This is a genomic window from Pigmentiphaga sp. GD03639, assembly GCF_029845405.1.
Lineage (GTDB): Bacteria > Pseudomonadota > Gammaproteobacteria > Burkholderiales > Burkholderiaceae_B > Pigmentiphaga > Pigmentiphaga daeguensis.
This window is the reverse complement of sequence record NZ_JAOCLR010000005.1, coordinates 220,483-246,336: the sequence shown is the minus strand read 5'-3', so window position 1 is coordinate 246,336 and position 25,854 is coordinate 220,483. Positions and strand designations below refer to the sequence as shown.

Sequence of the window (25,854 nt, the reverse complement as noted above, 5' to 3'; positions counted from 1 at the left end):
AGCAAGGCGCGTCTCTCACGCCAGGAGGCACGTTCCGTGCAGATCATCATAGTGCATCCGCGCCTGTCCGAGGCGAGGACGCTGACCATAACCCCCCGTTTCGCCGCGGGGATGATCGCCGCAATCGGTGCCGCCCTGATTCTTGGCGCCGTACTGTTGAATTACGCCGCTTCCGGCATCGCATGGCCATGGAGCGGCTCCGGCCTGTCCGAGCGTACGCGCGAGGAAGCCCGCCAGCAGGCGGTGCTGCGCGAGAACATCAATCTGCTGGCCAAGCGCGTGGGTGAAATGCAGGCCAAGCTGATGCAGCTCGACGCGCTGGGCGAGCGCGTCGCCGGCCTGGCGGGCGTGGCTCCGGCGTTTTCCGCCAAGGGCGTGCCGGGCCGCGGCGGGCTGCTGGTATCGCCGCAGCCCATGTCGCCCCAGGACGTCAGCTCCGAGCTCGATCATCTCGAAGCCCAATTGGCCGAGCGCTCCGACTACCTCAGCGTCCTGGACGCGCAGCTGACAACCCTGTCCGTGCGCAAGGCCATGACGCCCACCGTCATGCCCGTCACGCAGGGGTACAACGGTTCCTCGTTCGGCTGGCGCGTCGATCCCTTCACCGGTACGCGTTCCCTGCACGAAGGGGTGGATTTCTCCGCGCCGTCGGGCACGCCCATCGTGGCCGCGGCCGGCGGCGTCGTGCAGGTGGCCGAATTCCACGCCGGCTACGGCTACATGATAGACATCGACCACGGCAACGATCTCGTCACCCGCTACGCCCACGCCTCGCGGCTGCTGGTCAAGCCGGGCGACCTGGTCAAGCGAGGCCAGCGCATCGCCGCCGTCGGCAGCACCGGCCGCTCCACCGGTTCGCACCTGCACTTCGAGGTGCGGCTGGGCGGCGTGGCGGTCAACCCCAACAACTTCCTGACCCACGGCCCCGGCAAACAGCCGGTCGAACCGTTCTCCAAGGTCGTCACGCTGCCCGCCCCCGGTCCGCTGGACTAGAAAGAGGCCCCCCTACGCGCTGACGCGCGCCCTGGATGATGAGCCCCCAGCCCCCAGCCGCTACGCGGCAGCCCCAATAGACCCAGGATGCGGTGGATCCGGCTCCGCCGGTCCACCCGCATCGCCCCCTGGGGGGCGCCCGAAGGGCGTGGGGGTGGGCTTCCCTTCCGGTCCACCCGCATCGCCCCCTGGGGGGCGCCCGAAGGGCGTAGGGGGGGGACCATAATCAACAGAGACCTCCCGCAGGCAGCGCATCAGGCGTTCGCTGGCGGGGGACAGCGCGCGCTGCTTGCTCCAGGTCAGGCCGATGGGGCGCAGCAGGCCGGGGAGTTCCAGGGGCAGAATGGCCAGCATGCCCAGGTCGCTGTAGTAGCGGGCCGCGACGCGGGACAGGAGGCCGACGGCCCGGGTGGACTGGAGATAGTTGGCGATGACCGGAACCGACAGGGTTTCGATGTAGTCGCTGGGCATGGCAATGTCGTGTTCCTGGAAGACGGCCTCCAGGGGTTCCCTGGGCAGGGACGCCACCGGCGGCAGGATCCAGGGGAACGGGGCGAGGTCGCGCCAGTGCAGCGACGAGACCCCGGCCAAGGGGTGCTGGCGGCCCACCACGACCATGCTCGATCCCTCGAACAGGGGCGCTTCCTCGAAGTCGGCCGACGGCCAACTGGACAGCCGGCCCACCAGGACGTCCAGGTGGCCTCGCCGCAATTGCGGCAGCAGCGTATCCATCGACCCTTCCTGCACGTGCACCGTGGTCGTGGGCGAGACCCGCTTGAGGGCGGCCAGCGCCTGGGGGACCAGGGCCGAGGTCATGGCGGGCATCGCGCCCAGCGCCGTCCGCCCGGACGCGCCCGACAGCAGCGCACGCAGTTCGTCGCGAGTCTGGGCCAGGGTGTTCAGCATCACGCGGGCCTGGCGGATCAGGCATTCGCCGTAGGCATTGGGCTGGACGCCCCTGGCCGTCCGGTCGAACAGCTTGAAGCCCAGGCCTTTCTCCAGTTCGGACAGCGCCAGCGACACCGCCGGCTGGGTGATGTTGAGGCTGGCCGCGACCTTGCCCAGGTTGCGCAGCTCGTCCAGGGCCACCAGCAATTGCAGGTGGCGCGGCTTGAGGTTGGCGCGGATGTACCAGTCGAGTCTCGCCATGGCGGATCTCTCCGGATGTGTCATAAGTAGATGCTTATGATAAACGCCATATTTTTAAGTGGTTTGCTTATGTTGATGCGGGCATGATGGGCGCCTTCGATCAGGAGTCCCCGTGTCCCATCCCAAGCCGACATCGATCATCGATCTACATACCCACGTCATCGCCGCGGACCAGCGGGCCTATCCGCTAGCGCCGCTGTCCGGCCGGCAATCGGACTGGTCGCGCGAGCGGCCGGTCACGCGCGAAGACATGCTGGCCGCAATGGACGAGGCCGGCATCGCGCAGGTCGCGCTCGTGCAGGCCTCCACCTGCTATGGCCATGACAGCAGCTACGTCGCGGACTCGGTCGCCGCTCGGCCGGACCGTTTCATCGGCGTCTATTCGATCGGCTTGTCCGAGCCTGACGCCGCCGATCGCATCGCATACTGGCACGGCCGCGGGTTGCAGGGCATGCGGGTGTTCATCGCCGGGCACACCGCCGCCGACCACGCGGCGCGGCTGGACGACCCGCTGGGCTTTCCCGCCTGGGAGCGGGCGCAGGCACTGGACATCCCCGTGTGCGTGCAACTGCGGGCCGATGGCTTGCCTCAACTGGAAAACATCCTGCGGCGCTTCCCGCGCGTGCGGGTGCTGCTGGACCACTTCGCCCGGCCCCGGCTGGACGACGGTCCTCCCTATGCGGCGGCGGCTAGCCTGTTCGCGCTGGCGGAGCATCCCAACCTGTTCCTCAAGTTCACCACCCACAACGTCCGGGAGTCCCGCGAGGGGGCGGCCACGCAGGCCAGCTTCCTGCGGCGCGCGATCGACGTGTTCGGCGTTCGCCGCATCGCCTGGGGATCGAACTTCCCGGCGTCGGCGGGCAGCCTGGCCAGCCTGCTGGGCGAAGCCCTGGAGGCCACCGCCTCGCTGTCGGGCGAAGAGCGGGAATGGATTTTCCATCGCACGGCCCGGGCACTGTATCCCGAGCTGGACGCCGCATCGGCAAGGGGCGCGTGATGGGTCCGACGACGCTGCGCACCCTGCTGGGCGATTATCCCAACACGCTGGCCCTGAAGCGGGGCGAGATCGCTTCGCCGCTGGTCGGTTTCGAGTTCGACCCGGTCAAGACCGCCAACCGGGCGTTCAAGCGCGTGGTGCGCGAAGGCGCCTTCGACGTGGCGGAGCTGGCGCTGGTGACCTTCCTGCAGGCCAAGGCCTACGGCAAGCCCCTGGTGCTGATGCCGGCCGTGGTGGGGGCGGGCCGCTACCAGCACCACTGCCTGGTCCACAACGTCGAGCGCGGCCGCCTGCGGGTGGCGGAGCTGGCCGGCAAGCGCATCGGGATCCGGGCCTACGCCCAGACCACGGTCGCCTGGGTGCGGGGCATCCTGGCCGACGACTACGGGGTGGATCTGAATGGAATACGTTGGGTGACGTTCGAGGACGGGCACCTGGCCGAGTTTCCGGATCCGCCGGGAGTGACGCGGGCCGAAGGCCGGAACATGGTGGAGATGCTGCTGGCGGGGGAACTGGATGCCGCCATCATCGGCACCGACCTGCCCGACGATCCTCGCCTGGCGCCGGTGCTGCCCGACCCCCATGCGGCCGCCGCTGCGTGGGGCGCCCGGCACGCCATGGTGCCCATCAACCATATGGTGGCCGTGGACCGGAAATTGTGCGAGACGCGTCCGGATGTGGTCCGCGAAGTCTACCGCCTGCTGCAGGAAAGCAAGGCCGCGGCCCGGCGGGACGCCGGCGCGCCGGATCTGACGCCGTTCGGTGTGGAACCCAACCGCCATGCGCTGGAGCTGATCATCCATTACGCCTACGACCAGAAGCTGATACCGCGCCGCTATGCCGTCGACGAGCTGTTCGACGACGTGACCCGCGTGCTGTGACCGGCGCCGGCCATGGGGCCGGCCCGTAAAGACTATCGCGGCGGCGGGGACCGCCGCCCTCATTCCCAGGAGACAACATGAAATGGTTCGCAATCCTGGCCGCCTGCGTGGCGGCCGCCGTTCCCACGCTTCCCGCGCAGGCCCAGGTGGGCGGCCAGGTCTCGCGCATCGTCGTGCCGTTCGCGGCCGGCGGGGCCCGGGAACTGCTGGCACGCACCTTCTACCAGGAACTGGGCCAGCAGCTGGGCCAGACCATCATCATCGAAAGCCGGCCCGGCGCGGGCGGGGCCATCGGCACGTCCAACGTCGGGCGCGCCGACCCGGACGGGCGTACGCTGCTCATGGCCGCGTCCAGCCATTTCGTCACGGCGGAACTGGGCGCCAAGCCCCACTATGACCCGGTCAAGGATTTCACGCCGGTGGCCAACATCGGCACCCAGAGCTACGTGCTGATGATCAGCAGCGCGCTGCCGGCCAGGAACGTGGCCGAATTCATCGCTTATGCCAAAAAGCGCCCGGGCGAGCTGAACTACGGCTCGGCCGGCATCGGCAGCTCCACCCACCTGGCCATGGCCTATTTCCTGAGCACGGCCGGGCTGGACATGCTGCACATCCCCTACAAATCCACCCAGGAAGCGGCCAACGACGTGGCCGGTGGGCGGGCGCACGCCGTGATCGTGCCCAATGCCGGCGTCGGCGCCTACCTGCAGGACCCACGGCTGCGCATCATCGGGGTGACGTCGCGCCAGGCCTCGCCGCTGCTGCCCAACGTGCCGCCCATCGCCCAGGCGGGCCTGCCTTCCTACGTGTTCGAGTCCTGGTTCGGCCTGCTGGCGCCCGCCGCCACGCCCGCGCCGGTGGTCCAGCGCATCAACGCCGCGGTGGCGAAGGTGCTGGAGATGCCGGTCATCAAGGAGCGCCTGGCCACCCAGGGCGTGGCGCCGGACGCCATGAGCGTCGATGAATTTGCGAAACTGTTCGCCCAGGACAGGCAGTTGATGGCCCGCATCGTCAAGGAGGCCAGACTCACCCGGGATTGACCCGGACCGGTCCCGGCGGGGGCGGGCGCCGCTCCCGGGCCGGGCCAGCCGCCGGGGGCGGCGGCCGGGCGGGGATGTCCATGCGGACGGAGCGCGCGATTCAAGGTCCTCCCACGGTGCTAAACTGGCTGGCTTATCCCCTATCCCGGCTGGGATGCCAGGCCACGGCCCGGCCCCGGTTGCTTGCAAATATCGCGCATGGTTTCCTCTCTGCTCAAGAAAATTTTCGGCAGCCGCAATGACCGGCTGCTGAAGCAGTACGGCAAGTTGGTCGCTCGCATCAACGCGCTGGAGTCCCAGACCGCCGCACTCAGCGACGAGCAACTCGCGGCCCGCACGCAAGAGTTCAAGCAACGCTACCAGAACGGCGAATCGCTGGACGACCTGCTGCCCGAGGCCTTCGCCGTCGTGCGCGAAGGCGGCAAGCGGGTGCTGGGCATGCGCCACTTCGACGTCCAGCTGCTGGGCGGGATCGTGCTGCATACCGGCCGGATCGCCGAAATGCGCACGGGCGAAGGCAAGACGCTGGTGGCCACGCTGCCGGTCTACCTGAACGCGCTGGCCGGCAAGGGCGTGCACGTGGTCACCGTCAACGACTACCTGGCCCAGCGCGACGCCGGCTGGATGGGCCGGCTGTACCGCTTCCTGGGCCTGACGGTGGGCGTGGTCGTGTCCCAGCAGCCCAACGAGGAAAAGAAAGAGGCCTACCAGGCCGACATCACCTACGGCACCAACAACGAATTCGGCTTCGACTACCTGCGCGACAACATGGAATACCGCGTGGAGGACCGCCGCCAGCGCGCGCTGTTCTACGCGGTGGTCGACGAGGTCGACTCCATCCTGATCGACGAGGCGCGTACGCCGCTGATCATCTCGGGCCAGGCCGAAGACCATACCGAGATGTACATCCGGATGAACGCGGTGCCGCCGCTGCTGACCCGGATGGCGTCCGAGCCCAAGTCCAACGAGCCCGAGCCCGAGGGCGACTTCTGGGTGGACGAGAAAAGCCACCAGGTCTACCTGTCCGAGGCCGGCCACGAGAAGGCCGAGCAGATCCTGGAGCGCCAGGGCCTGCTGCCCGAGGGCGAGTCGCTGTACGAGCCGCGCCACATCAGCCTGATGCACCACCTGATGGCGGCGCTGCGGGCGCACAACCTGTTCTTCCGCGACCAGCACTACGTTGTGCAGAACAACGAAGTGGTCATCGTCGACGAGTTCACCGGCCGCCTGATGGTGGGCCGCCGCTGGTCCGACGGCCTGCACCAGGCGGTCGAGGCCAAGGAAGGCGTGAAGATCCAGAACGAGAACCAGACGCTGGCCTCGATCACCTTCCAGAACTACTTCCGGATGTACGAGAAGCTGGCCGGCATGACCGGCACGGCCGACACCGAAGCCTACGAGTTCCAGGAAATCTATCGCCTGGAGACCGTGATCATGCCGACCAACCGGCCCATGATCCGCGTCGACCAGAACGACCAGGTTTTCAAGACCGACCAGGAAAAGTACAACGCCATCCTGGAAGACATCCGGGACTGCCAGAAGCGCGGCCAGCCGGTGCTGGTGGGTACCACCAGCATCGAGAACTCCGAGCTGCTGTCGGCCATGCTGGTGAAGGCGGGCCTCAAGCACGAGGTGCTCAACGCCAAGCAGCACGCGCGCGAAGCCGAGATCGTGGCCGAGGCCGGCAAGCCCGGTCATATCACCATCGCCACCAACATGGCGGGCCGCGGCACCGACATCGTGCTCGGCGGCAGCGTCGACAAGCAGGTCGACCTGATCCGCGCCGACGACTCGCTGTCCGAGGCCGAGAAGGAAATCCGCATCGCCCGCGTGCGCGATGAATGGAAGCCGCTGAACGAGCAGGTCAAGGCCGCCGGCGGCCTGCGCATCATCGGCACCGAGCGCCACGAGTCGCGCCGTATCGACAATCAGCTGCGCGGCCGCGCCGGCCGCCAGGGCGATCCGGGTTCGTCGCGTTTCTACCTGTCGCTGGAAGACTCGCTGATGCGCATCTTCGCGGGCGACCGCGTGCGCGCCATCATGGAGCGCCTCAAGCTGCCCGAGGGCGAGCCCATCGAGGCCGGCATGGTCACCCGCTCCATCGAGTCGGCCCAGCGCAAGGTCGAGGCCCGCAACTTCGACATCCGCAAGCAGCTGCTGGAGTACGACGACGTCGCCAACGACCAGCGCAAGGTCATCTACACCCAGCGCAATGAGGTCCTGGAGGCCGAATCCATCGCCGACGTGGTCGCCGGCCTGCGCGAGGCCACCTTCACCGAGGTGTTCCGCGGCTACGTGCCGGAAGACTCCGTCGAGGAACAATGGGACGTGCCGGGCCTGCAGAAGACGCTCGAACTCGAGTGGCAGGTCGAGCTGCCGCTGGCCGGCATGCTGGAAGCCGAGCCCAACCTGACCGACGACGACCTGCTCGAGCGCGTGCTGAAGGCCGCGGCCGATGCCTACGACGCCAAGGTGACCCTGGTGGGCACCGAGATGTGGGGCCAGTTCGAGCGCTCCATCCTGCTGCAGTCCATCGACACGCACTGGCGCGAACACCTGGCCATGCTGGACCACCTGCGCCAGGGCATCCATCTGCGCGGCTACGCCCAGAAGAACCCCAAGCAGGAATACAAGCGCGAAGCCTTCGAGCTGTTCTCCAACATGCTGGACCGCATCCGCAACGACGTCGTCAAGGTGCTGATGACCGTGCGCGTGCAGTCGGCCGAGCAGGTGGAACAGGTCGAGCAGGAGGCCGCCCAGCCGCACGTGCAGAACGTGCAGTACCATCACTCCGACTACGACGAGGCCCTGGCCGCCGCCAACGCGGCCGCGGGATCCGGCCAGGAGCCGGTGCGCAACGTGCTGCCCAAGGTCGGGCGCAACGATCCCTGCCCCTGCGGCAGCGGCAAGAAGTACAAGCAGTGCCACGGCCGGCTCGCCTGACGGGGCGTTCCGCGACATGACGTGAAAAGACCGGCGCTTGCCGGTCTTTTCATTGGTGGTGGGGTAGTATTCCGTCGGCGTGCCTCCAGCAGGCTGATCATTCCGGAGCTTCATCCATGTTCTCCGTGCGCCACATCGAGGCCTTCCAGGCCGTCATGGTCACTCGAAGCATGACGTCGGCCGCCGACGTGCTGTTCGTGACACAGTCCGCCGTCAGCAAATTGATCAAGGAGTTCGAGGAGCAGGTGGGATTCGAGCTGTTCACCCGCAAGCGCGGTGGACTGGTTCCTTCCCCCGAGGCGCACTCGCTGCTGGCCGAGGTCGACCGGCTGTTCCTGGGGCTGGAAAAGATCGCTCTGGCCGCCGAGCGTATCCGCTCCAAGCGCCACGGGCAGCTGCGCATCGTGGCCATGCCGTCGCTGACCACGGGCTTCCTGCAAGGCGTCGTCGCGGCATTCAGCCGCGAGCATCCCGATGTGAGTGTCTCCCTGCTGACCTACAACTCGCCCGAGGTGGTTGAGCTGGTGGCCTCCGGACAGTTCGATCTGGGTTACGCGATGACGCCGATTTCGCGGGATCGAGGGCTGGTGGCGCACGTGTCGCTGGTCGATTGCGTGTGCATTCTTCCCCCCCGGCATCCGAAGCGGCGCAGGCGGGAGCTCGATCCGGGTGACCTGGCCGGCGAACCGTTCGTGTCCCTGGCGGCGGACAATCCCACGCGCATGAAGGTCGACGCGTTGTTCAAGAACGAGAACATCCACCGGCACCTGGCGTTCGAGGCGGGGTGGTCGGCGGCCGTGGTCGGCTTCGTCGCCCAGGGCATGGGGGCTTCCATCCTCGACCCATTCTCGACCGACATGGCGCTGGCCCTGGGGTGCTCGGTGCATCGCATGACCCAGCCGATTCCTTTCTCGTTCGCCGAGATCAAGGCCAGTTCGACGACCCGGAACGACCTGGCGGATCTTTTTTCCGCGCAGCTCGAAGAACGGCTGCGCGGACTGCACGGCTACGCCCGCCCGCGGCGTGCCGCCAGCTAGGGCCCATTCCCGGCCTGTGCGAGCCTCCTTCTAGCGGGCACAGGTCCTGGCTATTCCAGCCTGGCTCCAGTACTTTTCACGAGCTTGCCCGTTTCCGCATAGTCGGCGGCCAGAAAGGCGGCGAATTCGTCCGGACCCATGAGTGCCGGCTCTATCCCGGCCTTCTGCAGCGCGTCCCGGACACTGTCCTGCCGCATGGCTTTCTCGGCGGCGGCATGCAACTGCTCGATGCGGACCCGGGGTGTGCCTGCCGGCGCAAGCAGACCGTACCACGCGTCGTAGTTGAAGCCCTGGACGCCCGCGTCGGCCACGAGCGGAAAGTTCGCGAACATCCCCGTATGGCCGACCTTGGAGGTCATGCCCAGTATCCTGGCGCGTTTGTCCGACACGGCCGGTACAGCGCCTATGGTCGCGGGCATGATGAGGTGCGAGCGGCCCGCCAGCACGTCGGTCATGGCTTCGCCGGTGGACTTGAACGGGATGTGCTGCAACTGGATGCCGGCCATCTGCGCGAACAGCGCCATGCCGAGATGGCCGTTGCTGCCGTTGCCGGCGGACGCGTAGTTGAGCTGATTGGGATGACGCTTGGCGTAATCGACCAGCTCGGCCACCGTATGGACGGGAAGGGCGCTGGACACCACGAGGGCGAAGCCCGTCTTGCCTATCATCGCCACCGGCGCGAAGCTCGCCAGCGCGTCGTACGGCATCTTGGGGTAGAGCCAGGGGTTGCTGGTGTGGTTCGAGGCCACCAGCGCCAGCGTCTTGCCGTTGGGCGCGCTGGCCGCGACCGTGGCCGTGCCCACGGTGCCACCCGCCCCCGCGCGGTTCTCGATGATGATCGGCTCCCCCAGTGCCTGTCCCAGCGCATTCTGGATGACCCTGGCCATCAGGTCCTGCGTGCCGCCCGCGGCAAAGGGGACGACCAGCCGGACGGGATCGGCGGCATGCGCCGCGAAGGCGCACAGGCCTGTCGCCAGTGCGAGGATGAAACGGGTGCTGCGCAAGAAATTCGCCATCATTTTCTGTCTCCTCATTGTCGCCTGCACGGCTACAGCGCGGCCGTTTCCGCCTGTAGCTGCGTGTCGGCATTGCTTACCATTGCCTGGAACGTCTCCAATTCCCGCCGTGTGTCCGCCAACTCGCGCAGCGCGCGGGCATGCAGGGCTGCGGTATCCTCGGCCGCCGGCCCACCCGAACCCCGGCGCCGTTCGATGGATTGGCTGCTGTCGAAGGCCGCGCGGATTTCCTCGTCGCTCAGTCGCAGTTCGCGGCCCAGAATCTCTCGTGCCGCCCGCGCGACCAGAGGTGCTTGGATGTTCGTCGGGGAAATGCCGTCGTGCAGGGCCAGGCGGACCACGCGTCCGGTGACGTGATGGGCCTCCTTGAAGGCCAGCCCGTGCCGTATGACCAGGTAGTCGGCGAAGTCGGTGGCCGTGGCGTAGTTCGCATCGGCCAGTTCCCGCATGCGTTGCCGCCGGGGGCGAACCCCGGCGACCACCGAACCGGCCACCTGCAGCAGGCCGGCCATGCCGAGCAAGGCATCCCACAGGAATTGCAGGCTGTCTGCGTTCCCGTCCAGCACGTGGCTGAAGGGCTTGGCGTGGAAGGCGCTGAAGGCGGTCGTCATCGCGCCGATCAGATGGCTTTGCCGCCCCTTCAGGAATTCGAGCACGGCCTGATTCTTCTTCTGGGGCATGAGGCTGGACGTGATGGCCAGGTTGTCCGGCAGGTCCAGCATGCCGAACTCATAGGTTGTCATGGTGTAGAAGTCTTGCGCCAGGCGGCCGACCGTCGTGGCGGTGAACAGCGTGGCGGTCAGCAGCTCCATGATCGCGTCCTTGGAGGCAACAGCATCCAGGGCATGGGGTACCGGCGCGGCAAAGCCCAGCAGCGAGGCGGTATGCGCCCGGTCGATCGGGTAGGGCGTGCCGGCCAAGGCACCGGCGCCCAGCGGGCACTGGTTGATGCGATCCAGAGCCGCCAGCGTGCGGCGGGTGTCTCGTTCCAGCGACCTTTCTATGCCTAGCAGGTAGAAGCCGAAGGTGATCGGCTGCGCATGCTGCATGTGGGTGTAGCCGGGCATCACGCAATCGAGGTTGCGTACGACCTGCTCGAGCAGCACTCCGCGCAGGTCCAGCAGCGCGGACGCGAGTTCCAGGCCCAGGGCACGGGCGCGCATCCGGTCCAGCGTGGATTGCAGGTCGTTCCGGCTGCGGGCGACGTGTAGCCGCGATCCTGTGTCCTTGCCGGCGATCGACAGCAATCGGGCTTCATAGTTGAAATAGACGTCTTCGAGCGAGCCGTCGATGACCAGCTTCGCCGGTCCTTCCGCTTCGATCTGGAGAATGGCGCGGTCCAGGGTGGCCGCGTCATGCGCGCTGACCAGCCCCGCGCGTCGGATCGCGACCAGGTGCGCGCGGTTGAGCCGGGTCAGGAACGGAATGGACGCGGCCAGCGATGCCTGGATCCAGGGAATGAAGATGGCTTGCTGGGCCTGTTGGGACAGCGGTTCGTGCAAAAAGCCGCTGACGGGGGATTGCGCTTCCATGGGGGGCGGAGACTGGAGTTGGGACAGCCCCCACTTTGACTCAGCCCATTACATGAGATCAAGGCACTTTTTCTACTGTTCAGATTCCAAAATCTCATTCTATGAATGAGCGGCAGTCATGCCTTGACCGGTGCACGGCGCGCTGCAGAACCCGCTTAGACCACCTCGAACATCGCCTCGATCTCGACCACCACGCCGTGCGGCATGCTGCTCACGCCCACGGCCGTGCGCGTATGGGCGCCGGCTTCCCCGAATACCTCCACCATCAGGTCCGAGGCGCCGTTGACCACCTCGGCGATGCGGACGAAGTCGGGCGTGGCGGCAACGAAGCCGCGCAGGTTCACTACCGACACGATGTCGTCCAGGCCGTTGGGCAGGGCGGCGCGGGCCTGGGCCAATACGTTCAGCGCGCTGGCGCGCGCGGCCTGCTGGGCCTGGGCCAGGTCCAGGGTGTCGCCCACGCGGCCGACGTGGCGCAGTTCGCCGTTCACGCTGGGCAACTGGCCCGAGACGAACAGCAGGTTGCCCAGCTTGCGCGCCATGCGGATGCGCGCGGCGCGGGCCGCGGGCGCGGGCGGCAGGATGATGCCCAGGGCCGACAGGCGGGCGTCGATGGAACTTGGCATGGGTGGCTCCCGGTGATGGCGAAGGCCGCCATTGTCCCGTCCCGGCCCATGGGGCGGGCTGATTTTTCGCGCCGCGGCCATAACCATGCGGTTGGAACCGCGGGCGAAACTGGAATGCGGCAGCGGCCGGCGGCTCCGTATCATGGCCGTTTCGACAAGGAGCGCGCATGCTGTACATCATCTACCAGGAAGACCGGGACGACGGCGCGGCGGAGATCCGCAAGCGGGTCAAGCCCGCGCATCTGGAGTACCTGGCCAGGTTCGAATCCAGGCTGGTGCTGGGCGGCGCCATGCTGGCCGAGGACGGCGTGGGGCGCACCGGCAGCGTATTGATCCTGAACGTGGGCAGCCTGGCCGAGGCGGAGGCGTTCTCGCGCGACGAGCCGTTCCGCAAGGCCGGCCTGTTCAAGAGCGTGAAGATCTCGCGCATGCGGCGCGGGCAATGGAACCCGGCGGCCGCGCCCGCCACCGCCGAGGGCAACTGACCGGCATCAGGCCGCGGGCGGGCGGTGGTAGAGCTCGCCGGCCGCCTGCTTGAGGCTGTCCACCATGCGCAGCGCGGCGGCCGACAGATTGTTGTGGGCGTGGGTGATGATGCCCACGGGCAGGGCGGGATAGCCGATGTCCACCGGCAGCTTGGCCAGGACACCCTGTTCGATGTCGGCCTGGACGATCTGCCACGGCAGCGCGGCCACGATGTCCCGCTGCAGCAGCAGGGCGCGTATCAGCGGGAACGACAGGGTCTCGACGATGCGGGCGGGCAGGTCCAGCCCCTCGCGGGCGAAGAACAGGTGGATGGGCGTGCGCGCCACGCTGCTTGCGTGCGGCATGACCCATTCCTGCGCAGCCAGGTCGGCGGGCGTGGGCGCGGCCTTGCCCGCCAGCGGGTTCTGGCGTCCCGCCACCAGCACGATGGGTTCGAAGTACAGGGGGATCTGCCGGATCTGCCCATGGCCGTCCTGCTCGGACATGCGGCCCACGACGATGTCGATCTCGCCGGCCTGCAGTCCGCTCAGCAGCCTTTCCTTGCTGCCGTCCACCACCGACACGCGCGTGGCGTCGCCGCCGGCGAAGAACAGCGACAGCGCGCGCGGCAGCAGCGTGGGCAGCGCCACCATGTAGCTGCCTATCGCCAGCTTGCCGGCCGAGCCCTGGCGCAGGGCGGTCAGTTCATCGGCCGCGCGCTTGAGCTCGGCGTGCAGCGAATGGGCATAGCGCAGCACGTGGCTGCCGAACACGGTGGGCACGACACCCTTGGCGGTGCGGTCCAGCAGCCGCTCGCCCAGCAGCGTCTCCAGTTCGTGGATGGTCTTGGATACCGCGGGCTGCGACATGTGCAGCGTTTCCGCCGCGCGCGACAGGGCGCCGCATTCGGCCACGGTCTTGAACATTAGCAGGTGGCGCAGCTTGACCTGGGTGGTCAGCACGCGCTCGATCGATCGCTCGGCTTCCATGTGAACCCCGATGGCGGGAAGAAGAGGACGGCCGGCCCATAACCATTTGGTTTGCCCGGCCGCCTGAATGCGAATGATCGCACGCTCGGGCCGCTGATAGAGTGGCCGCATCCCTGCCATGCCGGAGAAGCCGTTGAAGATCACCGCATTTTCCCTCGAACACCTGAGCCTGCCCGACGAAGATCCCAACTGGAAGTTCGCGGGCCAGGCCTATCCGACCAACGATGCCGTCGTCCTGACGCTGACGGCCGAGGACGGCACGCGAGGCTGGGGCTATGCGGCGGCCTTTCCGCACCTGGCCGCGACCGCGCTGGGGGTGGAGGGCGCCTTGCAGCGCATCTGTCCGGCGCTGGTCGGCCAGGACGCGATGGCGATCGAGGCCAATCTGGTGCGCGTACAGGCGGCGCTGGTGGGCAACAACCCCGCCAAGGCCGCCATCGATTGCGCGCTGCACGACCTGAAGGCGCGCCTCTTGGGCGTGCCGCTGTACGAGCTGCTGGGCGGCAAGACCACCGGCCGTATCGCGATCTGCCGCATGCTGGGCCTGAAGACGCCGCCCGAGATGGCCGAGCGCGCGCAGCGCCTGGTGGACCAGGGCTACCGCCACCTGAAGCTCAAGGTGGGCGGCTCCGTGCGCGAGGACATCGAGCGGTTGCGCGCCGTGCGGCGCCAGGTGGGCGACGCCGTGCGGCTGGTGGCCGACCCCAACCAGTCCTATCGCGCCAAGGATGCCGTCGTGTTCGCGCAGCGGGCCGTCGAGTTCGACGTGGACATCATCGAGCAGCCGGTGCGGGCCGACGACCTGGACGGCCTGCAGGAAGTCACGCGCGCCTCCAGTATCGCCATCGAGGCCGACGAGAGCGCCTACGACGCCTCGTCGACCTACCGCCTGGCCGCGAGCCGCTCGATCAACGCGGTCAGCCTCAAGGTGCCCAAGATGGGCGGGCTGCGGGCCGTGCAGACGGCCGCGCGCATCTGCGAGGTGGCGCACCTGGGGTGCCGGATGGGCGCCAACGTCGGCAGCCAGCTGCTGGCTGCCCATGCCCTGCACCTGGCCGTGGCGCTGCCCAACATCACCTATGCCTGCGAACTGGCCGAGTTCCAGAAGCTGCTGAACGATCCGTTCGAGGGCCTGAAGGTGGTGGACGGCCATCTCCATGTCCCGGAAGGCCCGGGCGTGGGCGTCGTCCGCCGCGCGTCCTGAGCGCGTCCGTCCGCACATTTTTCTTCAAGGAACGTCCATGGAATTCCCCATGCTTGCCCGTCGCCCCGTCCTGCGGTCCGCGCTGTTCCTGCTGGCCGCGACATTGGCCGGCAACACCGCCGCCCAGCCCCTGCCGCGCCAGATCCGCATGGTCGTGCCGTTCTCGCCCGGCGGTCCGGCCGACCTGATCGCGCGCAAGCTCTCCGAGCGCCTGGGCCCGCAATTGGAAGCGACCGTGATCGTCGACAACCGTCCCGGCGCCAATGGCGCGATCGGCGTGCAGGCGGTGGCCAAGGCCGTGCCCGACGGCGGCACGCTGCTGTTCGCGACCTCGGGCATGCTGACCATCAGCCCCGTCTTGTACAAGGACCTGAACTACGATCCGCTGAAGGACCTCAGCCCGATCGGCCGGGTGGTGGCCAATGGCACCGCATTGCTGGTGGGCAAGCAGCTTCCGGCCAGCGACATGAAGGAATTCGTCGCCTACGCCCGCCAGTCCGCGAATCCCGTTCCCATCGGTTCGGCCGGAACGGGCAACATCACGCACCTGTACATGGAGCTGATGAAGGACGCCACGCGTGGCAACTTCGTCCACGTGCCCTACAAGGGCGTGGCTCCCGCGCTGACCGACGTCATGGGGGGCCAGATCGCCGGCGTGTTCGTCGACCTGCCGGCGGCGCTTCCGCTGCTCAAGGGGGGAAAGGTGAAGGCCCTGGGGCTGGTGGGCACGGAGCGCAGTCCGTCGGCGCCCGAGATTCCCACCATTGCCGAGCAGGGCTATCCGGGGGTGGACGGCGTGAGCTGGTTCGGCGTGCTGGCGCCCGCCGGCATGGCCGCCGACAAGGTGCAGGCCATCCACGCGGGCATCGCGCGGGTGTTGGCCGATCCGGCCATGATCGAGAACCTGAAGGAGATCGGTTCGGTTCCCGCCTTGAACCAGCCTGCGCAGATGACCACGCTGATGCGCGACGAACAGGCGCGCTGGGCGCGGCTGATCAAGGCGCGCAACATCCAGGTGGACTAGGGCCGAGGCCGGTGGCCCGCGCGGGCCACCCGGGACGCGGTCAGTTGCCGGCCGCGTTCTTGTCCGCGGCGCCGTGCTTGGCGCGGACCTTGGCCACGTGGTCGGTCAGCAGTTGCCTGGCCAGTTCGCCGTCGCGCGCCACGATGGCCGCCAGCATCTTGCGGTGCCGCTGCACCAGCCGCTTGCCCACCGCCGGTGTCGTGTATGGATTGACCGAGCGGTACAGCACGTACGAGATCGCCTTCATGATCGACGACAGGAACTGGTTGTGCGAGGCGTCGACGATGGACTGGTGGAAGGCCAGCGAGGCGGTGGTCAGTTTCTCCGGCGTGAAGTCCTCCGGCGAGGACACCAGTTCCTCGACCCGCGCCAGGCACGCTTCCATCTTGGCGATGTCGTCGGCGTTCGCCAGCTTGGCCGCGAGTTCGGCGGCGCTGGCCTCGATGATGAGTTGAGCGTCGAAGACCTCATCCGAACCGACGCCGATCAGCTTGAGCTGGATGGCCAGGGCTTCGACCACCGGCGCATCGTTGCCGTTGGCGATGCGGGTGCCGCCGCCGGCGCCCGTGCGCACGTCCACCACGCCGAGCGCTTGCAGCCGCCCCATGGCTTCGCGGATGGGCAGGCGGCTGACCTGGAACTGCTCGGCCAGATCGTTCTCGGAACCCAGAAAATCGCCGGGTTGCAGCTTGCCGTCCAGCACGGCTTCCTTGATCTGTTTTTCAACGCGCATGGCCGTGGATTCGGTGCGTCCGGCGCGCCATACTGGTAGATCGGCTCTGGTACGTGCCATTTTTTCTGTTCCACCGTTCAGAAGTCGCAGACTGTATGAGCAATTATATCCGCTCTCATGACCTCGGGCCCCTGCCGCGATCCGGCGACCCGAGCTCAGTATAAACACTAAAAAACCCGCTCTGCCCATCAAAAAACTATACGGAATCAATGCGTTAACGCGGCCCGTGCGGGCCGCGCGCGCGCAGGTTCGCCAGGGGCGCGCCTTGACACTCCCGATAATCACTCATACAGTATGACTATTAAAATAACTTACCAGAAAACAGGCAAATGGAGACACACCGATTCGGCTCGAGGGGCGCGGCATGGCGCGCATAGTCCTCGGACTGGGAACCTCGCACGGACCACAGCTTTCCACTCCTGCGGACAAGTGGAGCCTGAGGGTGCAGGCGGACCGGGCCGAGACGGCGCACCCTTATCGCGGCGCCACCTACGGCTTTGACGAGCTGGTCGCGATGCGCGCGGCAGAAGGCCTGGAAGAGCGCGTCACGGCCGAGGCCATGGCTGGCCATGCGCGGCGTTGCGAACAGGCGGTCGAGGCGCTGGCGGCCAGCCTGCGGCAAGCCAGCGTGGACGTGGCCATCATCGTCGGGAACGACCAGCGCGAGGTGTTCGGCGCGCGCCTGACGCCCGCGCTGTGGATGTACGCGGGGGCCGAGGTCGCCGACGAACCGGTCCATCCCGAGCGCCTGGCGAAATTGTCGCCGGCCATCGCCATTTCGGCAACGGCGATCAAGCCCGCCGTGTCGTCGCGCTATCCCGGCCATCCGCAACTGGCGGCCCACCTGGGCGCCGCGCTGGCCGACGCCGGCTTCGACCTGGCGCAGTCCGACGAGATGCCGCAGCGCGGCCCGGGACCGGCCACGGGCATGCCGCATGCCTTCGGCTTCGTCTACCAGCGGCTGATGAAAGGCAAGGTGCTGCCGCACGTGCCGTTCATGCTCAATACCTTCTATCCGCCCAACCAGCCGCGCGCCGGCCGCTGCCTGGACTTCGGCCGCGCGCTGGCGCGGGCCGTGGCCGCGTGGCCGCAGGCGCTGCGCGTGGCGCTGATCGCCTCCGGCGGACTGAGCCACTTCGTCATCGACGAAAGCTTCGACCGCGCCCTGCTGGATGCCATGCGGCGGCGTGACGAGGAATGGCTGCGCGGCATCGACGAGGCGACCCTGCAATCGGGCACGTCCGAGTGCAAGAACTGGCTGCCCGTGGCCGCGGCATGCGCCGAGGCCGGGCTGGAGATGGAGCTGGTGGACTACGTGCCGTGCTATCGCTCGCACGCGGGCACCGGCACGGCCATGGCATTCGCCGCCTGGCGATAGGGCCGCGGCAAAGGAGCGAGAAGTGCTGTCCAGGAAAGACTACGACATGCTGACACAGGTGGGGCCGGGAACGCCCATGGGCGAGCCGTTCCGCCGGTTCTGGCTGCCGGCCCTGCTGGAAGAGGAAGTGCCCGAGCCCGACGGCGCGCCTGTCAGGCTGCGGCTGCTGGGCGAGGACCTGGTGGCGTTCCGCGACACCAGCGGCCGGGTCGGGCTGGTGGAGGCCTACTGTGCGCACCGCCGCGCCGGGCTCTACTACGGCCGCAACGAAGAGAACGGCCTGCGCTGCGTCTACCACGGCTGGAAGTTCGACGTCGAGGGCCGCTGCGTGGACATGCCGTCCGAGCCGCACGAGACCAACTACAAGGACCGCGTGCGGATCGCGGCCTATCCCACGGCGATCCGCGGCGGCGTGGTGTGGGCCTACATGGGACCCAAGGGCACCGAGGGGCCGCTGCCGGAGTTCGAGTGGTCGGAGCTGCCCGCCGCGCAGCGTACGGCCACCAAGCGCCTGCAGCGCTGCAACTGGGCGCAGGCGGTGGAGGGCGGCATCGATTCCAGCCACATTTCCTTCCTGCACAGCCGCAAGGAAGGCACGGACTCCGGACCACGCAATCCCTATCACCAGAGCGACCGGCATCCGGTGCTCGAAGTGACCGAGAGCGAGGCGGCCTGGTGATCGCCGCCCGCCGCAACGCCGAGCCCGGCTACTACTACTGGCGCGTCACGCAGTTCCTGCTGCCGTTCTACACGATGATTCCGCCGGTGGGCGCGTTCAAGGAATCCAGCCGCGAGCCGTACGACGGCCATGCATGGGTGCCGATCGACGACCACACGACCTGGACCTGGTCATTCAGCGCCAGCCCCTCGCGCCCGTACTCCGACGAGGAGCGCGAGACGCGGGGCGGGCGCAACGGCTTCTGGGGACCGGTCGACGAAGCCTACCTGCCGCTGCTGAGCGCCGACAACGACTACGGCATCGACCGCGAGAAGCAGCGCAACGACAACTTCACGGGCATCACCGGCATTCCCAACCAGGACGCCGCCGTGCAGGAGAGCATGGGGCCCGTGGTCGATCGCTCCAAGGAGAACCTCGGCCATTCCGACCGCGGCATCGTGAACTTCCGCCGGCTCATGCTGCGCCTGGCCAAGGCGCTGGCGGCCGGCGAGGTGCCCGAGGCCGCGCGGCGCGGCGACCTGTACCGCGTCCGCTCGGCCTCGGTGGTGCTGCCGGCCGACGTGCCGGTCGAGACCGGCGCCGCCGGATTGCTGAAGGCGGCGCCCGCTCCGGCGGGCCGCTGACACGCCAACAAGGAGGAGACACTATGCAAGGCAAGAGACTCGCCACGATGCTGGCCACCTGTATGCTGGCCTGCGCCGCCGGCGCGGCCTATGCGCAGAAAGCCAAGAACACGCTGCGCATCGGACTGGTCGAACCCATTTCCAGCATGATCCTGTACGACGGCCCCAACCCCGAGGTGGGCATGTTCTCGCGCGGGTTGTTCGATCCGCTGCTGTGCTTCGACAACCGCACCGGCAAGTTCGCGCCGAATCTCGCGAGTTCGTGGAAATGGCTGGACGACCAGAGCTGGAGCTGAAGCTGCATACCGGCGTGAAGTTCCACGACGGCTCGGCCTTCGACGCCGACGACGTCATCTATACCTTCGGCTGGCTGACCGATCCCAACAACGGTCTGCGCTTCGCCGAGAACTACGCGCCGTTCAAGCGCGCCGAGAAGATCGACCAGTACACCGTGCGCATCCACACCAACGGCCCCGCGCCCACGGCGATGCTGCGGCTGGCCTATTCCACGCCCATCGTGCCGTCCGACCTGCACGGCAAGTACCAGAACAAGGGCGACTTCGGCCGCAAGACGCCGATCGGCACCGGTCCCTTCAAGGTCGAGACCTTCAATACCGACAGGATCGTGCTCGTGCGCAACCCCGACTACACGCACGGCACGCCGTGCAAGCCGGCGGCGCGCGTGGCGCGGGTCGAGGCCGTGCCCATGCCGGACACGCAGACCCAGATCGCCAACCTGGCGACCGGCAACATCGATTTCATCAAGGTGTCGGACAAGGCACAGGCCGACATGCTGGCCAAGCAGCCCACCCTGAAGATGAGCGCCAACGAGGGCCTGACCTTCCAGTTCATGGCCATCGACTCGGCCGGCCGCTCGGGCAACGCCGCGCTGTCGAACCTGAAGGTCAGGCAGGCGATGGCGATGGCGGTGAACCGCACGCTGGTGGCGCGCAGCGTCACGCCGGGCGGCGATGCCGTGGTGGCGCCGGATGCGCTGTGCCTGCCCATCCATCGCGCCTGCGCCTATTCGACCAAGCCCCCGGCCCATGATCCGGCGGCTGCCAAGAAGCTGCTGGCCGAGGCCGGCTACCCCAACGGCTTCGACGTCGAACTGACCGCCACGCCCGGGTCCACCGGGCTGGCCGAGGCGGTGGCGGGCGAGCTGCGCAAGGTCGGCATCCGCGCCAAGGTCGATCGCATCACCTTCGCCGGATATCGCGAGAAGCAGCGCCAGGGCAAGCAGCAAGTGCTGATCAGCCTGTGGACCTCGGGCGGGCTGCCGGATGCCTCGTCGCCGATCCAGTTCCTGTTCGCGCCGGGCGCGCGCGACTACTGGCACGACAAGCAGATCCAGGCCTGGATGAAGGAGGGCATGGCCACCACCGACGAAGAGCGCCGCGAGGCCATCTACAAGAAGGCCTATGACCGGGCCAACGAACAGGTGTACGTGGTGCCGCTGTCGACCAAGCCGGACGTGTTCATCCACAACCGCGACCTGGTACTGGACAAGACCTCGGGCGGCGTCTACGGGCTCGATTTCTACGAAGTCCACTGGAAGTGAGGACGGCATGCTCCAGTTCTTCATCCGCAGGCTGGGCGTCTCGCTGCTGGTGGCCATCACCGTCTCGGTGATCGGCTTCGCCCTGCTGCGGCTGTCCGGCGACCTGGCCTCGGCGCTGGCGGGCGAAACCGCCACGCCCGAGGAGATCGCCCGCGTGGCCGCCATGTACGGTCTCGACCGGCCGCTGTACGTGCAGTATTTCGACTGGGTGTGGGGGGCGCTGCATGGCGACCTGGGCACCTCGCTGTTCTCGCGCGTGCCCGTGCTGGAACTGATCGTCGATCACCTGGGCGTGACCATCGCGCTGGCGCTGTCCTCGTTGCTGTTGTCGCTGCTCGTCGCCATCCCGCTGGGCGTGGTGGCGGCCATGCGGCCCAACACCTGGGTGGACCGGACGGCGCTCGCGCTGGCCGTGTTCGGCCAGGCCATCCCCAACTTCTGGTTCGCCCTGATCCTGATCTTCGTGTTCGCCGTGAAGCTGCAATGGGCGCCCGTCTCGGGATCGGACACCTGGGTGCACTTCATCCTGCCCACCGTCACGCTGGGGCTGGGCACCATGCCGGCCAAGATGCGGCTCACGCGCACCGGCATGATCGATGCGCTGTCCTCGGACTTCGTCCGCACGGCGCGCCAAGGGGCTGTCGGCCCGCTCGGTGCTGTTCAAGCACGCGCTGCGCACGGCCATCCTGCCGGTGGTGTCGGTGTCGGCCGTGTCGCTGGGTTTCCTGCTGGGCGGCTCGGTCATCGTCGAATCGGTGTTCGGCCTGAACGGCATCGGCCAACTGGCCTTCCACTCCATCAGCCAGATCGACTTTCCCGTGGTGCAGTCCATCCTGGTCTTCCTGGCATTCTGCTACATCTTCCTGACGATGCTGGCGGACCTGATCAACGCGCGCCTGGATCCGAGGATCAAGCTATGAGCACAGTCATGGACGCAAACCTGGCGGACGCGCGGGCGGCGCGCAGGGATCCGGCTTCGCCCCGCGCCATCATGCGGCGGCGAGCCCGCTCGCACGTCGGCTTCCTGATCGGCGCGGGCATCGTGCTGGCGGCGGTGCTGGTTGCCGTGTGCGCGCCGTGGCTGGCGCCGTACGACCCCTATGCGCAGGATCTTTCCAAGACGCTGGTCGATCCGGTCTGGACCACGGGCTCGTGGGAACACGTGCTGGGCACCGACGGGCTGGGCCGCGACTACCTCAGCCGCCTGATCTACGGCGCCAGGGTGTCGCTGACGGTGGGGTTCGGCGCCGCCGCCATCGCCGGCGTCATCGGCTCGCTGCTGGACCTGGTGGGCGGATACTTCGGCGGCCGGATATCTGCACCCCGCTGCCGCCCCCGGCCTGGGCATGCGCCTGGCCGATACATGCCGCGGCAAGGGCGGCCGCGATACAGGACAGGTGCGGGCGCTTGCCGCTACGGCGATGATCCGGTCTCATCGTTGTCTCCTCCTTTTTGATATTACTGTATGCGTGTTATTGTTTTGCGCATACTGTATGAGCAAAAGAAAGGGGTGTCAACGAAGAAAAACCCGGCCATGCCCGGTTGTCCTGGCTTGCGCGCGGAGCTAGTGCGCCTGCACGTCCTCGTCGCGCAGGCCCATCGCTGCGCGGTAGGCGGCCTTGACCTCGTCCGGCTGTCCGGCCTGGAACGGATAGTCGGCCAGGTGCTTGCCCAGTATGGGATGCGCCAGCAATTGTTCGCGGGTCAGGCCCTCGGTGAACAGATGGCGTCCGGCTATGGGCAGCTCGACGCATTCGTTCACGGCCGGGTCGCGGATCAGCCCGCTGGGATCGCGTCCATCCGCCACGGCGTCCATGTCCTCGCCGAAGCGCTTGCGCAGCATGGCGATGCCGCGGTCGCTGGAGGCCAGGTTTTCCTTGGTGCGATCGGCGATGGTGCCTTGCCCGACCCAGGCCACGAAATCCTGGTTCATGACGTGGCTGGAGATCCAGCGGCCGGTGTCGGGGTCCACCACGGGGCCGTGCCAGGCCGGGATGGGCCCTTGTTCATAGGGCTCCTGTTCCTTGGGAACGCGCGAGAAGGCCCAGGCGATGCTGAGCGTGTTCTCGTCGTCGATGGGGATCCGCCATTCGATGTGGTCGCCCAGGCAGAACGCCTGTGGCCACAGGCAGACGCGGCCGACGGTCCACAGGGGATGGCGCTCGCTGGTGTCTTCGCGCAGCCGCTTGTAGATGATGCCGTAGTCGAATTCCTCGAAATCCACCTTGATGTGCGTGGGCGCGTAGGGGCCGGTCTCGCCCTTGAGGCGAATGCTCCAGTTCGAGTGCATCCATTCGAAGTGCACGGGATCGATGGAGTTCTCCTGGCACTGCAGCCAGTTGCAGGGAATCTCGGAGATGACGATCTGGGCGAAGCCGTTCTTCCAGGTGAAGGGTTCCCAGTTGGGAACCAGCGGCGCGGGCTGCGGGCCGAGATAGGCCCACAGCATGCCGGCCTTCTGTTCCACCGGATAGGCGGTGATGCGCAGGCGTTCCTTCATGCGGGCATGGGGCGCCGCGATGTCCTCGTAGGGTTGCTCGGTACAGCGGCCGTCGCGGTCGAACAGCCAGCCGTGGTAGTTGCAGCGAAGGCCCGATTGCTCGACGAAGCCATAGGACAGGTCCGCCCGCCGGTGGGCGCAGCGCCGGTCGATCAGGCCGAAGTTGCCGCCCAGGTCCTTGTACAGCACGAGATCTTCGCCCAGCAGCCGGACGGGCTTGGTCTCCATCTTGTCGAATTCGCTGACCGCCGCGATGGGGTGCCAATAGCGCCGTAGCAATTCCCCCATGGGGGTGCCGGGCCCCACCTGGGTCAATTGACGGTTCTTCGCTTCGCTAAGCATGTGTCGTCTCCCTCTGCATCCGGCGACCACCATGCGGGTCTGCCTGCAAGTCGTTCATTGTTGGTGAATCAAGTCTGCTATTTAACATACAGTATGCGTGTTAGGGTGTTCGTGTCAAGATGGAACCTCGCGCGTGAACGCGGCGCGTCCGTGCCGCTGGCGATGTTTCTGGGGAAACTCCTTGCCAGGATTATAGACTTAATCTATATAATGGTATTACAGTTAGTGCAAACAAAGCGAAGGCCTTCAACGGAGTGCAGGACAGAGATGAGACAAGACCAAGCGAATGCCGCCAGCAAGGGCGGCGAAGTCATCCCCGCGCAATCGGTGGGCGAAGCCTACCTGGCATTGCTCAAGCAACGCGGGATCGACTATTTCTACGTCGGAGCGGGTACCGACACGGTCTCGATCGTCGAGGCCTACGCCCGGGCGGACCAGTCAGGCATCGCGTTCCCGAAGCCCGTCCTGTGTACGCACGAGAACCTCGCCGTGGGCATGGCGCACGGCTACTTCATGATTTCGCAGAAGCCCCAGGCCGTGATGCTGCATGTCAGCGTGGGGGCGGCCAATGCCGTGTGCGGGATCATGAATGCCGCGCGCAGCCAGGTCCCGATGCTGTTCACGGCCGGGCGCACGCCGCTGTTCCAGGACGGCAAGCGCGGTTCGCGCAATGGCGAGATCCATTGGGCGCAGGAGATGCTCGACCAGGGCGGCATGGTGCGCGAGCTGGTCAAGTGGGACTATGAATTGCGGGACGGTTGCAACATGGAGCAGGTGGTCGATCGCGCCATCGGCATCAGCATGGCCGAGCCGCGCGGGCCCGTCTACCTGATGCTGCCGCGCGAGATCCTGGCCCAGGAAGTGGATGGCTTCCGGCCATCCATGCCCGTGGCCATCCCCGCGCCGCCCCATCCGGATGTGGCGGCCGTACGCGAACTCGCGCGGCGGATCGCCGCGGCCAGCCATCCGGTCATCGTCACCACCGCCAGCGGCGCGGATCCGGAAACCGTGGGCCTGCTGGTCAAGCTGGCCGAACGTTTCGGGGTGGGCGTGGCCGAGGCGAAAGCCCGCCACACGAATTTTCCGTCCAGCCACGCACTGCACCTGGGACATGACGCGGATGCGGTCTTCGCCAAGGCCGATGCGCTGCTGTTCCTGGAAACCGACGTGCCCTGGATCCCGGGCAAGACGCGCCCGCGCGACGAGGCCTTCGTCGCCCATGCAGGCACCGATCCGCTGTTCAACCGCTACGCCGTGCGCAGCTTCCGCTCCGATCTGACTCTGACGACCAACGCCCGCGCGCTGATCGAGGCCTTGCATGCGGCGCTGGAAGAGCAGGGCGCCGCGGACACGGCGGCGGCCCGCCGCGCCGCACTGGAGGCGTCGGCCGACGCCACGCGGCAGGCTGCGCGCAACGTCATGCAGCGCGTGCTGGCCAAGGACGGCCCCATCACCAAACTGTTCCTGACGCACTGCCTGGACGAGGTGCGTCCGCAGGACGCCATTCTCGTCAACGAGTACTCGGCCATCCGGCCGCAGATGCGCTTCGACGAACCCGGCACCTATTTCGGCAATCCTTCCGCCGCCGGCCTGGGCTGGGGCCTGCCGGCCGCGCTGGGCGCGCAGCAGGCGGCGCCGGACAAAACCGTCATCTGCGTCGTGGGCGACGGCGCGTACATCTTCGCCAATCCTGCCGCCTGCCATCATGCCGCGGCGGCGCACAAACTGCCGGTGCTGACCGTGGTGTTCAACAATGCCCGCTGGGAAGCCGTGTATCGGTCCACGCTCACGGTGTACCCCGGCACGCATGCGGCCCGCTATGCGGAAGAGCACGAGACCAAGACCGGTCCGCTGTCGTCGCTGGATCCGGTGCCGGACTTCGAGAAGTACGCCGAAGCCTCCGGCGGCTGGGCCGAGCGCGTGACGCGCCGCGAGGACCTGGTGCCGGCGCTGCGGCGCGCGCTGGAGGTGGTGACGAAGGAAAAGCGCCACGCGCTGCTGAACGTCATCGGCGCCTGATGGGGGGAGCCGTACCGTGAGCGCCAGCCTCCACGTGCATATCCGCGCCATCCGCTACGAGGCGCAGGCTGCCGCCCTTCACCGCGGGTGCTCCGGTTGCCGGGGCGAGCGCCTGGTCCTGGA

At 67.5% G+C, this 25,854-nt stretch carries 24 protein-coding genes and 1 pseudogene; 18 read left to right on the top strand and 7 right to left on the bottom strand.

What is annotated here, in order from left to right; genetic code table 11:
- The first annotated feature begins 36 nt into the window (after positions 1–36).
- On the top strand, positions 37–993 hold the full coding sequence (locus N5K27_RS07830) for a M23 family metallopeptidase (protein WP_087841726.1): 957 nt from the start codon (positions 37–39) through the stop codon (positions 991–993).
- A 60-nt stretch (positions 994–1,053) separates the two neighbouring features.
- Here the strand turns inward: N5K27_RS07830 and N5K27_RS07825 are convergent, their stop codons facing one another.
- Positions 1,054–2,142, bottom strand: a complete 1,089-nt coding sequence (locus N5K27_RS07825; protein ID WP_279815609.1) for a LysR substrate-binding domain-containing protein — start codon at positions 2,140–2,142, stop codon at positions 1,054–1,056.
- A 112-nt stretch (positions 2,143–2,254) separates the two neighbouring features.
- Between N5K27_RS07825 and N5K27_RS07820 the strand changes: the two genes are divergently transcribed.
- The 5 genes from N5K27_RS07820 (at position 2,255) to N5K27_RS07800 (ending at position 9,040) form a co-directional block, all read left to right on the top strand.
- On the top strand, positions 2,255–3,139 hold the full coding sequence (locus tag N5K27_RS07820) for an amidohydrolase family protein (protein ID WP_087841724.1): 885 nt from the start codon (positions 2,255–2,257) through the stop codon (positions 3,137–3,139).
- Positions 3,139–4,020 (top strand): phosphate ABC transporter substrate-binding protein, encoded by an 882-nt coding sequence (locus tag N5K27_RS07815; protein WP_279815607.1) that lies wholly within the window; start codon positions 3,139–3,141, stop codon positions 4,018–4,020. The genes N5K27_RS07820 and N5K27_RS07815 overlap by 1 nt, the downstream gene beginning before the upstream one ends.
- Before the next feature lie 77 nt (positions 4,021–4,097).
- Positions 4,098–5,060 (top strand): tripartite tricarboxylate transporter substrate binding protein, encoded by a 963-nt coding sequence (locus N5K27_RS07810; protein WP_132980545.1) that lies wholly within the window; start codon positions 4,098–4,100, stop codon positions 5,058–5,060.
- Between the two features lie 198 nt (positions 5,061–5,258).
- Entirely contained in the window at positions 5,259–8,003 is a 2,745-nt protein-coding gene (gene secA / locus N5K27_RS07805; RefSeq protein WP_279815605.1) for a preprotein translocase subunit SecA, read from the top strand.
- A gap of 116 nt (positions 8,004–8,119) precedes the next feature.
- Positions 8,120–9,040, top strand: coding sequence for a LysR substrate-binding domain-containing protein (locus N5K27_RS07800; RefSeq protein ID WP_279815603.1), 921 nt, complete (start codon positions 8,120–8,122; stop codon positions 9,038–9,040).
- A gap of 50 nt (positions 9,041–9,090) precedes the next feature.
- Here N5K27_RS07800 and N5K27_RS07795 read toward each other — a convergent pair whose 3' ends face one another.
- The 3 genes from N5K27_RS07795 to N5K27_RS07785 all read right to left on the bottom strand — a co-directional run bounded on the left by N5K27_RS07795 (position 9,091) and on the right by N5K27_RS07785 (position 12,214).
- The gene (locus N5K27_RS07795; RefSeq protein WP_279815602.1) at positions 9,091–10,059 is read right to left on the bottom strand and encodes a tripartite tricarboxylate transporter substrate-binding protein; all 969 of its coding nucleotides are present in this window, start codon (positions 10,057–10,059) and stop codon (positions 9,091–9,093) included.
- Positions 10,060–10,088: 29 nt separating this feature from the next.
- Positions 10,089–11,588: an argininosuccinate lyase gene (argH, locus tag N5K27_RS07790; protein WP_279815600.1), complete on the bottom strand. Its 1,500-nt coding sequence runs from the start codon at positions 11,586–11,588 to the stop codon at positions 10,089–10,091.
- A gap of 155 nt (positions 11,589–11,743) precedes the next feature.
- Complete coding sequence (locus N5K27_RS07785) at positions 11,744–12,214, bottom strand: RidA family protein (RefSeq protein ID WP_087841720.1); 471 nt, start codon at positions 12,212–12,214, stop codon at positions 11,744–11,746.
- 167 nt (positions 12,215–12,381) lie between these two features.
- Here N5K27_RS07785 and N5K27_RS07780 point away from each other — a divergent pair, with 167 nt between their 5' ends.
- Complete coding sequence (locus N5K27_RS07780) at positions 12,382–12,699, top strand: YciI family protein (RefSeq protein ID WP_087841719.1); 318 nt, start codon at positions 12,382–12,384, stop codon at positions 12,697–12,699.
- Between the two features lie 6 nt (positions 12,700–12,705).
- Here the strand turns inward: N5K27_RS07780 and N5K27_RS07775 are convergent, their stop codons facing one another.
- A complete protein-coding gene (locus N5K27_RS07775) occupies positions 12,706–13,668 on the bottom strand; it encodes a LysR substrate-binding domain-containing protein (RefSeq protein WP_176400856.1) in 963 nt (320 codons plus the stop codon).
- Between the two features lie 133 nt (positions 13,669–13,801).
- Between N5K27_RS07775 and N5K27_RS07770 the strand changes: the two genes are divergently transcribed.
- Together N5K27_RS07770 and N5K27_RS07765 are read left to right on the top strand one after the other, a co-directional pair.
- Complete coding sequence (locus tag N5K27_RS07770) at positions 13,802–14,872, top strand: enolase C-terminal domain-like protein (protein WP_279815598.1); 1,071 nt, start codon at positions 13,802–13,804, stop codon at positions 14,870–14,872.
- 49 nt (positions 14,873–14,921) lie between these two features.
- On the top strand, positions 14,922–15,896 hold the full coding sequence (locus N5K27_RS07765) for a tripartite tricarboxylate transporter substrate binding protein (RefSeq protein ID WP_176400854.1): 975 nt from the start codon (positions 14,922–14,924) through the stop codon (positions 15,894–15,896).
- Positions 15,897–15,936: 40 nt separating this feature from the next.
- Here N5K27_RS07765 and N5K27_RS07760 read toward each other — a convergent pair whose 3' ends face one another.
- Positions 15,937–16,629, bottom strand: coding sequence for a FadR/GntR family transcriptional regulator (locus N5K27_RS07760; protein ID WP_279815596.1), 693 nt, complete (start codon positions 16,627–16,629; stop codon positions 15,937–15,939).
- Positions 16,630–16,993: 364 nt separating this feature from the next.
- Here N5K27_RS07760 and N5K27_RS07755 point away from each other — a divergent pair, with 364 nt between their 5' ends.
- The 8 genes and pseudogenes from N5K27_RS07755 (at position 16,994) to N5K27_RS07725 (ending at position 22,326) form a co-directional block, all read left to right on the top strand.
- Positions 16,994–18,007 (top strand): protocatechuate 3,4-dioxygenase, encoded by a 1,014-nt coding sequence (locus tag N5K27_RS07755; protein WP_279815594.1) that lies wholly within the window; start codon positions 16,994–16,996, stop codon positions 18,005–18,007.
- A 22-nt stretch (positions 18,008–18,029) separates the two neighbouring features.
- Entirely contained in the window at positions 18,030–18,686 is a 657-nt protein-coding gene (locus N5K27_RS07750) for a Rieske 2Fe-2S domain-containing protein (RefSeq protein ID WP_279815592.1), read from the top strand.
- Positions 18,683–19,309, top strand: coding sequence for a hypothetical protein (locus N5K27_RS07745; RefSeq protein ID WP_279815590.1), 627 nt, complete (start codon positions 18,683–18,685; stop codon positions 19,307–19,309). The genes N5K27_RS07750 and N5K27_RS07745 overlap by 4 nt, the downstream gene beginning before the upstream one ends.
- A gap of 23 nt (positions 19,310–19,332) precedes the next feature.
- Positions 19,333–19,605 carry a hypothetical protein gene (locus tag N5K27_RS07740; protein WP_279815588.1) on the top strand — a complete coding sequence of 91 codons (273 nt, stop codon included), beginning with the start codon at positions 19,333–19,335 and terminating at the stop codon, positions 19,603–19,605.
- Entirely contained in the window at positions 19,578–20,870 is a 1,293-nt protein-coding gene (locus tag N5K27_RS07735) for an ABC transporter substrate-binding protein (protein ID WP_279815587.1), read from the top strand. Before N5K27_RS07740 ends, N5K27_RS07735 begins: the two co-directional genes overlap by 28 nt.
- A 7-nt stretch (positions 20,871–20,877) precedes the next feature.
- A pseudogene (locus N5K27_RS29055) lies at positions 20,878–21,441 on the top strand (ABC transporter permease); the annotation flags it as partial.
- A 25-nt stretch (positions 21,442–21,466) separates the two neighbouring features.
- Positions 21,467–21,790 carry an ABC transporter permease gene (locus N5K27_RS29050; RefSeq protein WP_347944461.1) on the top strand — a complete coding sequence of 108 codons (324 nt, stop codon included), beginning with the start codon at positions 21,467–21,469 and terminating at the stop codon, positions 21,788–21,790.
- Entirely contained in the window at positions 21,787–22,326 is a 540-nt protein-coding gene (locus N5K27_RS07725) for a hypothetical protein (protein ID WP_347944460.1), read from the top strand. Before N5K27_RS29050 ends, N5K27_RS07725 begins: the two co-directional genes overlap by 4 nt.
- Before the next feature lie 108 nt (positions 22,327–22,434).
- Here N5K27_RS07725 and N5K27_RS07720 read toward each other — a convergent pair whose 3' ends face one another.
- A complete protein-coding gene (locus N5K27_RS07720; RefSeq protein WP_279815586.1) occupies positions 22,435–23,712 on the bottom strand; it encodes an aromatic ring-hydroxylating dioxygenase subunit alpha in 1,278 nt (425 codons plus the stop codon).
- Between the two features lie 267 nt (positions 23,713–23,979).
- Here N5K27_RS07720 and N5K27_RS07715 point away from each other — a divergent pair, with 267 nt between their 5' ends.
- Complete coding sequence (locus N5K27_RS07715) at positions 23,980–25,731, top strand: thiamine pyrophosphate-requiring protein (protein WP_279815584.1); 1,752 nt, start codon at positions 23,980–23,982, stop codon at positions 25,729–25,731.
- Positions 25,732–25,854 lie beyond the last annotated feature (123 nt).